The sequence below is a fragment of the Micromonospora pattaloongensis genome (genome assembly GCF_900107255.1).
Classification (GTDB): domain Bacteria; phylum Actinomycetota; class Actinomycetes; order Mycobacteriales; family Micromonosporaceae; genus Micromonospora_I; species Micromonospora_I pattaloongensis.
The window spans coordinates 331618-345893 of the sequence record NZ_FNPH01000002.1 but is presented as its reverse complement, the minus strand read 5'-3'; the positions used below and the strand labels follow the sequence as shown (position 1 = coordinate 345893).

9 protein-coding genes and 1 pseudogene are annotated in these 14276 nt (G+C 63.1%); 4 read left to right on the top strand and 6 right to left on the bottom strand.

Annotated elements, in window-relative coordinates:
* The first annotated feature begins 158 nt into the window (after nucleotides 1-158).
* Both BLW47_RS07390 and BLW47_RS07385 read left to right on the top strand, forming a co-directional pair.
* On the top strand, nucleotides 159-1013 hold the full coding sequence (locus BLW47_RS07390; protein WP_091554588.1) for an AAA family ATPase: 855 nt from the start codon (nucleotides 159-161) through the stop codon (nucleotides 1011-1013).
* Nucleotides 1014-1559 (top strand): kinase, encoded by a 546-nt coding sequence (locus tag BLW47_RS07385; protein ID WP_091553329.1) that lies wholly within the window; start codon nucleotides 1014-1016, stop codon nucleotides 1557-1559.
* Between the two features lie 930 nt (nucleotides 1560-2489).
* On the opposite strand, the gene BLW47_RS07380 is transcribed toward BLW47_RS07385, so the two are convergent.
* The 5 genes from BLW47_RS07380 to BLW47_RS07360 form a co-directional block, all read right to left on the bottom strand.
* Entirely contained in the window at nucleotides 2490-5486 is a 2997-nt protein-coding gene (locus tag BLW47_RS07380; RefSeq protein WP_175543542.1) for an NACHT domain-containing protein, read from the bottom strand.
* Between the two features lie 381 nt (nucleotides 5487-5867).
* Entirely contained in the window at nucleotides 5868-6344 is a 477-nt protein-coding gene (locus BLW47_RS07375; protein ID WP_091553322.1) for a DUF4352 domain-containing protein, read from the bottom strand.
* A 385-nt stretch (nucleotides 6345-6729) separates the two neighbouring features.
* Nucleotides 6730-8190 carry a hypothetical protein gene (locus BLW47_RS07370; protein ID WP_091553318.1) on the bottom strand — a complete coding sequence of 487 codons (1461 nt, stop codon included), beginning with the start codon at nucleotides 8188-8190 and terminating at the stop codon, nucleotides 6730-6732.
* A 754-nt stretch (nucleotides 8191-8944) separates the two neighbouring features.
* Nucleotides 8945-9760, bottom strand: a complete 816-nt coding sequence (locus tag BLW47_RS07365; RefSeq protein ID WP_245736506.1) for a tyrosine-type recombinase/integrase — start codon at nucleotides 9758-9760, stop codon at nucleotides 8945-8947.
* A gap of 317 nt (nucleotides 9761-10077) precedes the next feature.
* Nucleotides 10078-10800 (bottom strand): 4'-phosphopantetheinyl transferase family protein, encoded by a 723-nt coding sequence (locus BLW47_RS07360; RefSeq protein WP_175543541.1) that lies wholly within the window; start codon nucleotides 10798-10800, stop codon nucleotides 10078-10080.
* Nucleotides 10801-10986: 186 nt separating this feature from the next.
* Between BLW47_RS07360 and BLW47_RS07355 the strand changes: the two genes are divergently transcribed.
* Together BLW47_RS07355 and BLW47_RS07350 are read left to right on the top strand one after the other, a co-directional pair.
* Nucleotides 10987-12288 (top strand): IS256 family transposase, encoded by a 1302-nt coding sequence (locus tag BLW47_RS07355; RefSeq protein WP_091553312.1) that lies wholly within the window; start codon nucleotides 10987-10989, stop codon nucleotides 12286-12288.
* An 847-nt stretch (nucleotides 12289-13135) separates the two neighbouring features.
* Nucleotides 13136-13324, top strand: a pseudogene (locus BLW47_RS07350) (transposase family protein); the annotation flags it as partial.
* A 26-nt stretch (nucleotides 13325-13350) separates the two neighbouring features.
* Here BLW47_RS07350 and BLW47_RS07345 read toward each other — a convergent pair.
* On the bottom strand, nucleotides 13351-14217 hold the full coding sequence (locus BLW47_RS07345) for an alanyl-tRNA editing protein (protein ID WP_091553308.1): 867 nt from the start codon (nucleotides 14215-14217) through the stop codon (nucleotides 13351-13353).
* Between the last annotated feature and the right edge of the window lie 59 nt (nucleotides 14218-14276).

The window sequence follows — 14276 nt, the reverse complement described above, 5'->3', positions numbered from 1 at the left end:
TCTGTGATGCACGCAACCTAACAACTGATATCTATCTCAGTCAACTGTTAGGTCGAAAGTTCTTGCGCAGCGCCACTGACCAGGCAGAATCCCTTTCATCTGTTAGGTCCCTGGTAGCCTGCACCAGTACGCGACCCAAGCGAGCAGGGAGCACCGTGATGACCTCTCCCCACGGCCGCACCGAGCGGCCGGAGGCCCGGCATCAGCAGGTGGCGCGCAACATCCGCAACGAGATCGAGGCAGGGCGGCTTGCCCACGGCACCGCATTGCCTTCAACCAGAAAGCTCGCCGAGGAGTGGGACGTCAGCGTCTTCACCATCAGTGAGGCGATGAAGGTCTTGGCTGGCGAAGGACTCGTCATCAACGAGTCCCGATCGAAGCGCGTGGTGAACGCTCCCGACCAGCTGCGCCGGAGCGAGGTCCGTCCGCAGCGTCCCCGCGTGGTTCTGGTCGGGGGGTACGCCGGCAGCGGCAAGACCGAGTTGGGTCGCATCCTGGCGCGCGAGACTGGCTGGCCGATGCTCGACAAGGACACACTGACGCGGCCGGTCGTCGAGGCAGCCCTAGAGACGCTGGGTCTGTCGCCGCACGATCGGGAGTCGCAGACGTACCTGAACACGATCCGCCCGCGGGAGTACGAGGCCCTCCAGGACGCGGCCAGCGAGAACGTGCAGTGCGGTAACAGCGTCATCGTCACGGCACCGTTCATTCGCGAGTTCAACGATCCCACTTGGATGGCCCGCACCTGCGCCTACTACGAAAGCGCGAAGGCGGTCCCCGTCGTGGTGTGGGTGTACTGCGACGGCGAGACGATGCTGACCTACGTACGGCGTCGGGGAGCTGCGCGGGACGCCTTCAAGCTTGCCGACTGGGACCGATACCTGAACACGATCAACCTTGACTTCCGGCCCGCAGGTCAGCACTTCGTGGTGGACAACTGCGCATCCAGCCGCCCCTTGCAGGAACAAGCCAAGGAGCTGGTGAAGGGAATCCTCGCGGACGAGGCATCCTGAATGCGCGGTGTGATCATCTATGGGCCGCCAGCGGCCGGCAAGGACACCGTGACAGCCGCCCTACATGAGCTCGACTCCCGGTTCGCGTTGTACCGACGCTTGAAGGTGGGACCGGGGCGCGCTACCGGCTACCGCATCACCGACACAGCATCGCTCGACCAGCTGCATCATCGCGGGGAAGTTGTCTGGGAGAACCACCGGTACGGCGCTCGGTACGCGGTCGACCGCCCATCGCTGGTGGAGCACCTGTCGGCCGGGGTGCCGATCGTGCACCTGGGCCAGCGTGCCGCCGTCGCAGCAGTGACCGCGGCTGTCCCGGATGCCGATTGGTGCGTGGTCTATCTCTGGTGCCCACGGCACGTGGCCGAGCAGCGGATCATCTCGCGGCACACCGGCGACACAGCCGAGCGCCTTCGCGCCTGGGACGAGACAGAGCCGCTACTCGACCGCGACCTGTTCCTGAACACCGCCGAGCTGGCTCCACATACCGCAGCCGAGCGGATTCGCCGTCACGTCTTGAACGGGGCGCGAGTCGAGAAGCTTTGATCTTTCCTAGTCGCTCCATACGCGGATGGCGGGTGTGGGCCATGGAGTTGCCGCCGTGGTGGGGTGTGCACGTCCGCGCGGACGTTTGCCGTTGAGGACCAGGACGTGACTGATGAAGCCGCGGGGCGATCGAGGGAAGTGACAAGGGCGGCGATGTGCGGAGCGGCCGGGCAGTCGAAGTCAGCCAGCTAGGCGGGCCCCAGCCGTTCCCGGTGACGAATCAGGAACGCGACGGCCGGGGCGGGTGCTGTGCGCTGCCGGCTATGCAGACCGGGACGTGGCCGTGATCTGTTGCCGAATTCGCCTGTACCAGATCAAGGCGCTCCGCGCGGCGCGGGCCGGGGCGCGGCAACCGGCTCCTGCGGAGCCGCCGCCCCGGCTGCCTACGGCGCCGGGGCGGAAAATCAGCCGGCCCGCAAACCACGCCCCGCCCCGCGCGTCACCCTGGTCAGTTCAGTGACCGGGTGACGAGTCCACGGGTGACCGTGGGCAGGCAGACACATCAGCTTCCGCCTCCTCCATCCTCGTGACTCGAAGCCGTGGACCGGTCGAAGGCCGGTCGGCTGGAGTTGCCGAACGGAACGCGCGAGGCCGCTCACGGGTCCGAGGTGGGGGGAGGGGCGGAGGTAGGAGGAGGGTGGAGGGTTGGAAGGTGGTTGGGGTTAGAGCTGCCTCCGGCGGGGGCCAGACGACTCCGGGATGGGATTGCCGAACGGTTCTGGTCGTGAGTGGTTGAGGTAGGGATGCCATCCCGCCAGCCACCGACCCAGGCAAGCCGAGCAGACCAGGGCCAGGGCGACAAGGTCGTACGTCCAGTAGGGCGCTCCACCTTGTCACCCTGGCCCTGGCCCGCTCCACAGTGCGTGGGTCGGCGGCAGACGGGATGGCACCGGCGGATGGGTTAGCCAGCACCGCCGGGTGATGGAGCACCTACGGGTGCGCCTCTTCGTCTAGCAATCGGTGGAATTTGCGAATCCAGAGCCGAGCCGAATCGCCCTTCTCGTGGGTGATAAGTGCGGATGCGAGCTCGCGAAGCGAGTCGCGGTTCCATTTTATCCCTTGTTCGAAAGCCACCGTAAGCGCAGCTCTCTTCTTAGCGGTTAGCCGTGAGTCCTTAGCAGCGAATTGCTCACCGAGGAAGCGTTCGAGCAGGTCTTTGTCTTGGTCTGCGTTCCAACCGACGACCACTGGCAATGAGGAAATGGCCCACGGCGCAAACTCGTTGATATCGGCATCCTCAGACATCCAGTTGTGCAAGAGCTTCGGAAGGACTTCGGCAACCATCTGAGTATCGAGCAGCTCGCCCAACCAGCCGAGCACCCATTGAACCATTATCGTCTCTGCGCGGGTCGTCGCACCAGCAGCGAGAAGCCTCGCAGCAGCCGTCACTGGGTACCCAAGGCTGTCGAAGGACGCAATCTCAAAAATGTCCTGAGGATCCCTCGCCCTGGAGTCCCAAGAGATATACAAGAGCAGCGCTAAACCGCGTAGACGTTCGTCAAGTGACGTCGAGGATATCAACTCCTGTGAGATTTCGGGCCAGCGTTCCAACGGAGTTCCCTGGCTGGCGCCCACGAACTCGGCTAAGTTATGGACGTAGTCAACCAGTGGGTGTCGACCTTCTTTCACCCCGCTGAACGAGACCTCGTAAAACGTCTCGGCATAGCGCGAGTCAATGAGCCCGCCTATGTCAAGATACTCGGAGAGCTCCGCCTCGACAGAGTGACGGATGATGTCGGCGGCCAACGCTGGATCAATGAGAACGTCATCAGCTAAGCACATAAAAGCATTCGACGCAGCGTTATCCACCCGCTCCCAATATTCTTCGACCTCTTCTTTCGAGGCGGAGTCACTGGGGGGTGGTTCAATGATGATGGTATCCAAGGCTCGCAGGACACTACCCGCGTTACGTCCACTAAGAGCGACTGCAAGAGTTACGACTTCCTTCCACTCCCCAACCCTGAGAAATGGCTCTAACTTCTCGACGAGATTCGAAGTCGAGAGCTCGCCAGGGAGCCAGTCCTGGACGATCGCAAGGGCGGCCAGATACTCTTGAAAAGTGAGGTGCCGAAATTCATACATGGCGACAATCTCGCCATTCTTGACGTCATATCCACTGAGCGAGAGGAGGCTACTCCGCTCCTCAATGCGCTCCACCAACTTACTAGGAGGGGTCCTTGCGTAAGCTAGCACATCCGGCATCTCGCGTCGCGCTTCTTTGAACAGCTCAACAAGCTCTGGCCCGCTAACCCTGGCCTTTCCATTTAGCATCATCTGGTGCGCTGCGAAGGCGAGCTGCGGCAGAACTTCGTCAGGGTCGACAGGAGCATGACCTTCGATGTTCCAGGTCATGAGTAGAACCTCAATTGCCTTCCTGTACAGGACTGACCTTCGCCGAGGAAGTTGTCCCACCCACCGCCTGACAAGAAGCAGAGTGGTCAAGAGCAGCGGATTTCCCGCCAGCCGCCTGATCCGGTCCATGGTGACAATTTGACTGACAAGCTTCTCGGCTTCTTCAGTCGCCTTCTGTCCTCGGCCGACAACCTCGGCGTGCCATGCGTGGACCAACTGGTGGATCCCCTCATCGGAGAGGTCCGCAACTCGCATTCTGTGACAGGTCGAGGCGACCACTCCAGCGATCGGCCGGAAGCCGACCTCTCTTGATGTGATGACCGCACGAATCTGTGGATAGGTCGACAGGAATACTCTGAGCTGATTCACGAAAAGGGAACGCTCGGTGTCTACGTGAATCTCATCAAGCCCGTCGACAAGCAGTAGAACCTCACCTCGCCTCAAACTTTCGCCAACCCAAGCCTTGAACGTATCCGCCAAATCAGGACGTTCCGCCCAAAGGATCAAATCATTCAGGATATCTCTGATCGGCTTGTTCGGTTGGGCAGATAGCGTCCGACAGCGAATCACGAAAGGAGTAAGTGAATGCTCCGGAAGCTCGTCGTCTGATTCGACGCGACGGGAAGGATCTGCATAGGCAACCGCAAGACGTTTGATGATGGTTGACTTTCCGCCCCCCGGAGGCCCTAGAATGGCTAGGCGGTGATGTGTCGAGATCGCTGCACCAAGACTAATGTTGCTGACGGAGAAATCCTCTGCGGCGAGTTGTGCGGGAGGATCCTCTGCATCATGGGTAATCTCGTTATTGCTCCGAACGATATTTTCTAGCGTCGGGGGCACATAAAGGCTCTCCAGCCTAAATGACCGGGACCCAATTTCTTGATCGGTGGGCATCCCTTCCAGGGTGATGGCGCCGAATTCTGTTAAAAGGTATGTGATATAGACGGAGCGTGCCGTATTTACGTCTAGCATCGGCTCTGACGTGGCCGGTGCAAGGATCTCGGGAAAGTCTTCAAGGTTCAGCGATTCGGCGAGTTCTGCGCTTAACAATTGTCCGTCCGGGTGCACCAAGCAGGCGAACCTATTTCCGGATGGCGACCGGTAGTAAATTGCCCAAATCCAGCCCATGGCTGTTGCCAATAGCTCCGACTGACGCTGAAGCAAAAGCTCTGGACGTGTAGCTCCAACGAATCGACCGGAAACCTCAATCGCCTGCCGTTGTGGTGCGACGACCTTGCCGGCCTCAAGTACCTCTACAATTTGCTCTCCGTCCATGAGAGTCATGCGAGGTGGTTCGATTTGCCGCTCCTGTTCTAGGGCGGAACTGCGGAATCCTGATACCGACAAGAAGTAGCCATGTACGGGTACTGGTGCGCCGTGTTGTTCAGCGCCTAGCACTCCGGCGAACTTGTTTAGGTCAGCGCCGCCAATCGGCTCGTCTACGGCCTTGCACTCAGCCACCAAGCGCCGTCGCTCAAACTTGTGGCTCCCTTGTATGTCAACCTCTCGTCCGGATTTTGGTACGTTTAGTCTGAGGTCTTCGTATCCCAACTGATGGAAGACGTCCTGCGCCAACGATGTCAGGATGTCACCTTTCTCATTGGGCGACCCGGCGATTACCCGCATTTGAGCCAATGTCTGTTCCTTATGCCAGAGTGAGGATGTGGGCAGTCTAGCGGTGCAAGCGCACTAAGAGCAGCGTTGGCGGGCCTAAATGTATTTTTCGCATATAAGCGCATTTACGAGTTGCGGATGCCGATTAACGGGCCATGCGCACGTAGCGGAGCTCGCGCCCGGTAAGCCGGCAGCGACGGGAAGATGGAGGCCGGGAGGTGCGCCGTCGTGGCGGCCCTGTGGGCCGGCGACCACCAGAATCAGGGTGGTACCAGGCTTTAGCGCGCACACACGAGGCGAAGGCAGGCCGGGCGCGGTGATTGGTGCACGGTCGGCTGCAGGCTACAGCTCAATCCGATACGTCGGTCCCGAGAAGACCGTCTCGAACGGGAACAGCACTGCGACAGGGGTCGATCCCGTCGGAACCGACCATACGCGGGCTGCCTTCACCGTGGCCCGGGGGTTTGTCGTGGTGTCTTCGTTGAGGAGATTGTTGAGGTTGCCCGTCGCCTCTTCGTCGCTGCTCGACGAAGCGAACTGGCCTTTGTCGAGCACAACGTCTGCGAAGTCCATGGATGAGCCTGGTGTCTTGCCGATGTTTGTCAACGTCGCATCGACCCGGCAGAACTCCTTCCCTGCCTCTGGGGTGGCGGTGATGTACTCCGGAACGTCCGACTCTCCCTGCCACTTCGGGTTGGCTGCTGCGTGCGGGATCGACTTGATGCCACAGACCAGTTTCGTCACCGTGATCCGCCATTGGACAGGTGGAGAGTTGTCGCTGAAGGTCTGGGTGTACTCAAACGGCTGCCCGACCTTCACACGCTGCAAGTGTGAGGTCTCTTCAGCTGATCCGCAGAGCTCATCCCGATCGGGCGGTGTGAACTTAGGGTCGGAACATGCTTGTTCAAGATCCACGGACGGAGTCGCGTCTGGGGCAGCGGAGTCGGGGGGAGGGGACGACGAGCAAGCTGCCGCCCCGACGAGGACGGCGAGGCTCAGAAGGGAGGACAAGGATGATCGGCGCATAGCTGGAACCTACGTAGACTAGAGAGTGATCGGATCTCGGTCATCGATGCGTTCGGACAACCGGCCCGCTGGATGCGGCACGACTTCGGTGTCAGAGCGTGCCTCCGGCGGGGTCCTCGGGCACTCCGGGATGGCGATGTGGCCGATCGAGCGATTCGCTGTCTCGACCGAGCGAAAGCTAGTCGCCCTCGTCGTCCGTCTCATTATCGAGGTCATCGGTGATGGCGTACATACCGGACTCCGGGTCTGCGCCGTCCTCCTCGCCCAACTCTTCGTCTGACTGGACTCCTTTATCCTTGCTCGCCGACAGCTTTGGCATAATATCGATCTTTGCCGTCCGGATGTTCAAGCCAGAATTTCGGCGTACTTCTGCCGCATTCAACTCCAGTTCGGCCCATCGCTTCCTCATGGGCTTCGTCGTGGAATTCTTGATGGCTAGAAATACTGCGTCTTTGACCTCCAGGTTCAGGACGTATTCCGGTGTCTGCCTGAAGAGGCCGTTCCAAAACTCGCCGTGCGTCAGCTTCTTCATTTCGATCAGCACTCGCAGCCGACCGTCTCCGCTAAACGCAAAGTCAACCGGACCCTTCCCGGTCTCAACCTCTCGATCAATCCGGATGCCCGCAGCTTTGCAGTATTGTTTGACCATGCCGAGGAAAAGAATCTGCATGTTGGTTTCAGGGATGGTCTGCTTGGGGGCGTCCTTCCAGAAAAGCCGCCAGCCGCCATCCCGTTCAACCCAGTGCTGGACGTATCCAACAACTTCATCTATAAACGCCAGCATCTCCGTCTCTGAATGAATGACTCGTTGTCTAGCCTGCGGGAAGCTTTCTGCTGCCATCTTCGCGACTCGTTGCCACTGAACGTAGAGCTTGGGATCCAGATCGACGTCATACGGTTCCGGGTGACGGTTCTCTTGCGCTTGAATCCACATCCGGTATGTGCCGATGTTGGCACGAGCCGCGGCAAGGATGTCGGACTTCCTTACCTGTCCGGAGATCCGGAGGTTGAGGTCGTCCCTCAGTGACGTGTCGAGGTGGTCATACCAGTTGTCGGCAGAGAGAGTCGGCAGCTCTCTAAGGAAGCGCTTGGGTGTCAAGATAACTGGCTTGCCTTTTTCGTCAACTGGCAGATTGATTCGTTCGCTCATCCACCGATTGCGCATCTCGTTGAAAGTGGCGTGGGGGACTTCAACTTCCTCGGTGGGGATTTCTAGCTCTTCGCATACGCGCTGAGTATATGAGATGAATCTCGGCTTCAGCAGGTTGCAGATGACGTCTGAAATGCGATCACGGTTGAACCGGTCGACCAGGATGCCGAGTTCTTCGAAGTGACTGATGTCGTCAAGTCCTCGGTTGATGGCTTCGCCCATAGCCCCGACAACCTGTTTCGCGAGACCCTTGCCGGCGCCTGCCCCATCCGTGCTCTTCGCCGTGTACCCAAGCCTGAATTCCCTGGGTTCGGGGAAGAGCATGAGGGTTAGCACTCGGTCGTATAGCTGACCCCTGCGCATCCCGCTCTTGGCGAGCAGTTCGAAGGCCGAATGAAAATATTCCATGACGTTGTCGTGGGCGGTCGCCCACTCCTCGCTTTTGTCGGCAAAAAGCAAGAAGGGGTCGACGAAGAGGAGCGTGTCCACCTCTAGGATTGGGTCGAACCAATCGTAGCGCGATGGATTTTGGATGCCGAATCTCTCGCTAAAGTACATGTCGCCTCGCCAGGGGTGGGGGTTTGCCTACGATACGTGATCCCACGTGTTCATTGCGCCACGTGTCTGTCGGATGCATGACAGGTGTGGACTCGACCCGGTGGCGGGCGGGGCGAGCGTGGGGTTGAGAAGCTAGCCCCGTACCCGCTCGGCAGGAGGCTCCAGCGGTACAGCGGCGGAGTACAGAAACCGACGGCACCGAGCGGGACCACGGTGACCACCATCGGACCGTCGACCAGCGGTGCGAGCCGAGCGGGACCGCGTTGCCGATCTCTGGGGGTCAAGGGATTGAGATCGGCCCCTCGCAGTGGAAGTTAGTACAGCACAGGAGTACAGCAACCGACGCGACCGCAGCAGCCGAGGTTGGGCCCCGAGACGCTGCCTGACGTCGGAGGAGACCGTACCGAGCCTCGTTGCGCGAACTTGACACGGAAGAGGTCACTGGTTCAAACCCAGTATCGCCCACCAGAGAAACAGCAGGTCAAAGGCTCGTTACCGAATCTTCGGTAACGAGCCTTTCGTTTTGCGCCCATTACATTGGGAGCAAAATGGGAGCACATGATCGTCTGCCTTCCTGACGTCCCTGCGGCCGGGTTTGCCACGCGTCGGCGTGGTCGCCGCTGGTGGGGTGAACGGCGGCGGGGCGGCGCCGTGCTGGCGCCGCCCGTAGAGCCGGTGTCGCTGGCTACGCGGCGTGCAGGTGCGGCACGTGGGCGGCGGGTGCGGGTTGGGTGGTCAGCCAGCGGTTTTGGAGCGCATCGGTGATGCGCTGGCGCATGGCGGGTGTGACGTGGCTGTAGATGCCGCGTACGCCGGGCAGGCGGTGGCCGAGTCGCTGGGCTTGGGCGACTTCGGGGATGTCGTCTTCGATCAGCCAGGTTTTGTGCGTGTGTCGGAGGTCGTGGAAGTGCATGCCTTGGATGACCGGGCCGGTGTGGGCGCGGGGGTTGCCGTTGACGGCGGGGCCCCAGACGCGGCGGGACATGCTGGAGCGGCGTAGGTAGGCGCCGCGGGCGCCGCAGAAGACGGTGTCGTGGTCGTGGCTGTCGAGGAACTCCTGTAGCAGGCCGGTCAGGAACGGTGGGAGGTGGATGTCGCGCACGGAGTTCGCGGTTTTGGGTGGGCCGAGGTAGAGGCGGCCGGCGACTTCGTGCAGGGCGCCGACGTCGGGGTGCACCTGGATGAGTCCGTCGCCGAGGTGGGTGTTGGCCCGGGCGAGGCCGGCGAGTTCGCCCCAGCGCATGCCGGTGTAGGCGGCGGTGATGACCAGGATCTGGTCGGCGCGCCGGTGGATGCGGGAGGCGATGGTGTTGACCTGGGCCGGGGTGGCGTGCGGGCGTTCCGGGGCCCGGCGGGTGAGCACTTTGATGCCGGCGCAGGGGTTGTAGCCGATGCGGCGGTCGGCGACGGCTTCGCGCATGAGCAGGCCGAACAGCGACATGACGCTCGAGACGCTGGAGTCGGCGAGCTGTGTCTTGAGGTGTTTGACGAAGACCTTCACCGACTGGCGGGTGATCTTCGATAGTTGGACGTGGCCGAACCGGGCACTCGGTGTAGAAGGCAAGGTCAACCGACCATCGCCGATACACGGATTCTAATGAGCTGCTCCGACGTTGACCGTGGCCTGTGGTTCTCGTTTTTTTGCCCTCGGTTTCCGGGTCGCAAACGGCCGCCGTGTGCTCCGTAGTTGAAGATCAGTCGGACCTCGTAGGGCCCGGTACTGGCTTGCAAACCCTTGTCTTTCGGCTGTAGCGGGTGTGGGGCTTCAAGTCGGTGGGGCGGCACGACGACCGCCCCACCGACCGCTTCTGCACGCAACTACACAAGGGGTAGATCCATTGAGGCAGGCTGCCCCGACGACATGCCCGCCAACAGTGCCGTCGCGTCCAGTTCCCGGATGGTCAGCGCAGTTTCAGTTACCGCAGCTAGTGCGGCCACATGACCCTCCCGGCCGACAAGATCAAACAACTGCGCGACGAGGCCGGGGCGATCGGGATAACCGCCCAGAACTGGAGGGGTATCCGGCGCACCCACGGAAACCTGCGTCATCGGCACCATCAGTCCATCTCCGGTCGCCTTGAGGATCGCCTCCTTCCGCGTCCAGCAGACGAGGAAGTCTCGCACGCCACGTACGGCTTCACCGGGCGCGAGCACCGTAGAACGCAACTCATCTACGTCGATCGGCGCCTCGCGCTCAACATCGACCCCTACCTCTCCCGCCTCGGTCAGCGCGACGGCCACCCAGTCGCCGGAGTGCGACACCGAGACGTGCAGCCCGGTACCGGGTACGCGGGGCCGACCGTGGGGGCCGCCGCACCGGTTGCAGGCCCGATGCACCGTCACGCGGGAGGCTGGTACTCCGGTGTGCCGCTCAACCACCAAGCGGAGCACGGCAGCGCCGAGCAGAGAGCGAGCCCGGTCGGCCGAACGGCGAAGCGCGCTTATCCGCTGCCGCTCCACATCGTCCAGCAGATGCACCAATAGCGGCGCCGCAGCGGAAACTGGCGCCCACCATACGAAACACTCTTCAGAGAAGCGCACGGACGCCAATCTAACCAAAGTTGCCCCGCCGGGGGGTGGCGCCAGGGGTCAGCCGGGCGAACTTGCGGGCTTCATCGTGACCGGCGCGGCCACCAGTGCCGGTCATCGCGGCCCTGAGGTCTGCATGAGCCCTAGCCAGGGTCTGTACAACGAACGGTGTGTCTCCTGATTAGGGAGTAGACACCGATGACCGACATGACGACCGCCGTGGATACTGCCGCGGTGGCGAAAAAGGATCCGGCGCAGCCGCCGGTGAATGGCGTGGACGACGAGCTGGTCGGCCGGCTGGTGGAGCAGGCCCGGGCGGCGGGACTGCAGCTGACCGGCGACGGCGGGCTGTTGCAGCAGCTGACCAAGCGGGTTCTGGAATCTGCGCTCGAGGGTGAGATCAGCGATCACCTGGGCTATGACAAGGGCGACGCCACGGCCAAAGAGGGATCCAACCACCGCAACGGCGGCCGCTCCAAGAGGGTGCTGACCGACGTCGGCCCGGTCGAGACCGACGTGCCCCGTGACCGCGAGGGCTCATTCACGCCGCGGATCGTCCGCAAGCGGCAGCGCCGGTTGTCCGGGGTGGACGAAATGGTGATCTCCCTGTCGGCCAAGGGCCTGACGACCGGGGAGATCCAAACCCACCTGGGCGAGGTCTATGGCGCCGACGTGTCGCGGCAGACGATCTCGACGATCACGGACAAGGTCGTCGAGGGCATGACCGGGTGGCAGAACCGACCCCTGGACCCGGTCTATCCGGTGATCTTCCTCGACGCGGTGCACGTGAAGATCCGCGACGGGAAGGTCGCCAACCGGCCCATCTACCTCGCTTTGGCCGTCACCGTGGAAGGCACCCGCGACATCCTTGGCCTGTGGGCCGGTGACGGCGGCGAAGGTGCCAAGTTCTGGCTGCAGGTCCTCACGGAGTTGAAGAACCGCGGCGTCGCGGATGCGTGCATGGTGGTTTGCGACGGGCTCAAGGGCCTGCCCGACGCGATCAGTGAGGTGTGGCCGCAAGCCGTCGTGCAGACGTGCGTGATCCATCTGTTGAGGGCGTCGTTCCGGTATGCCGGCCGGCAGCACTGGGACGCCATCGCCAAAGCATTACGGCCGGTCTACACCGCTGCGACCGAAGCCGCCGCCCGAGCCCGCTTTGCCGAGTTCACCGAGGCCTGGGGTGACAGGTATCCGGCCATCATCCGGCTCTGGGAACAGGCATGGGCCGAGTTCGTGCCGTTCCTGGCCTTCGACGCAGAGATCCGCACCGTCGTCTGCTCCACCAACGCCATCGAGTCCGTCAACGCCCGCATCCGCCGCGCCGTCCGCGCCCGCGGCCACTTCCCCAACGAAGCCGCCGCGCTCAAGTGCGTCTACCTCGCCGTGATGAGCCTCGACCCCACCGGGCAGGGGCGCCGGCGGTGGACCATGCGCTGGAAACCAGCCCTCAACGCCTTCGACATCACTTTCGAAGGCCGCCTGTCCGCAGGCCGCAAGTAGTCCTCAAAACCGTGGACACACCGTTCGTTTGACAGTCCCTTTGAGGCGAAAATCTCCGCTGCTTCCAGCCGCAGGCTCCTCGCCGTCCACCAGCCGGATCCGAACAGCGCGTAACTGGCGGCCGGATCGTTGGGTCGGCGACAGCGACCGTCGGTCCTGCCCGATTACGCGATCGTGCTGGACGAACTCGCTGGCGACCAGCAGAGCGTCCCAGGAGTCCGGGCGATACCCAACCTGCTGGGGTCCGCAACGAATTCTTTCCAGGTCAGGAAATCGTCGCCGCGTCGCCATATGTCCAGGTTGTGGCGCAGCCGCAGCTTTGCGGCCCAGGCCTCCCGCTCGTTCTCATGCGGAACGTGGGACGGGAGACGCTCGACAGCATCGGCGACCGTGCTGGCGGGCGGTGGCGACGGCCGCGCGCAGCGGGTGGAGGGTGCTCAGGAACGTGGCCAGCTCGCGTGGTCGGTCGGTGGGTGGGCGCGGGAAGGCGACCAGCACCGCGTCGGCGACCGACCACAGCCATCGCCGCCGTACCCCGAGGACGAGCCCACCCTGGTCGACGAGATCGCCACGGCGCCAGCCTTCGCCGGCAAGGACGCGTCGGCGAGCGCGGTTGCGAGGGCGTGGAGGGTGGTCACGATCGGGCCGGTGATGGCAGCGTGTCCCGACGATGCCCGGTCGTGCGGGTGCACAGGCCCGCGGAGCGTGCCGACGCACCTGAGACCATCATCGGTGTCCGTGGTGCGCGTGGCGCGGCGGCGAATACGCCAGGAGAAAGGCCGAGTCCGATGAACCGCGCGGCCTCAAGCATCACGGTCTCCTGCTCGGTGTGCGGTTCCCTGCTTAGGTGTCTCGGCGACGACGATGTCGGTGTCTGGCCGATCGCATCCGCGGCTACCGCCACCAGCGCAAATCCCGATGGCGGCGGCTGACCCCCGGCCGCTGGGCCCTGCTCGCCTTGGCCCACCTGCGCAAAAATGACACCTACACCCGCCTCGCCGCCGGCTTCGAGATCGGCGTGGCCACCGCCTGGCGCTAAGTCCAAGAAGCAATCGCCCCGGGTCAGGGGAGCTGACGTGCAGCCTCCATCCGGAGCTCCGATCCGTCGTCGGACAGGCTCAAGGACACCTGGGTGAACCCGATCTCACCCGTACGCGTGACGTGGGTCCCGCCGCAGGGCACTCGGACGGCGCCGTCCGATAGTTCGCAGTAGAAGGTGCGCATCGCGTCGACGCCGGGGCCTTCCGTTTCCACGCCGACCGTTGCGTCCTCGGCCACCCAGCGCTCCATCACAGCGTTGATTCCGGCCTCCAGCTCGGGCAGCTCGGTGGCCAGCCGGTCGGCCGAGAAACCCTTGCGCCGCAGCGACTTCCCGAGCCGGTAGTGGTCTACGCTGCCGGTCGGCTGGATCCGGGACCGGGTGATGGCCAGTTTGTCGAAGTCCGGGTGGCCGAGCGCGTCGTCCTTCACCGGCTTCGTCCAACGCCCGGCCAGCTCTCGGTTGAGGGCTAGGCCGACCAGCTCGCACATGGTGTGCCCGGCCGACAACCCGTGCCGCCACACCGGATCCACCTCGAGCCCGGCCCGCTCGCCGGTCACCGCACCGGGGTCGGCCGCCACGACGTGCACGACATACCAGTTCCAGTCCGGGTCGTCCCGCCGCACCTCGATGTCGTCACCCGTGCTGATCGGCGCCGAGCCGTCCCGTGGCGCCGCACCGATGACGCAGTCCTCGACCGCCAGGGCCTGACCGCCGACGGTGAGCGTGCCCTGGTCGGCCGGCTGGTCGGGCCAGGTGTGGTCGATCGGGTGGAACGGGGTCGTGGCGCATACGATGCCGTGCCGGTCGCCGACCGGGACCGTCAGGCGGATCGTGGTCTCCGCGGTGAGTTCGCCGGCGGGGAAGGTGACGAGGGTGTTCTCGGGCATGGGTCCTTATCCGAGGTCTGGACACGGCAGGGCGTCGTTGAGCTGGGGGAGAGGAGACG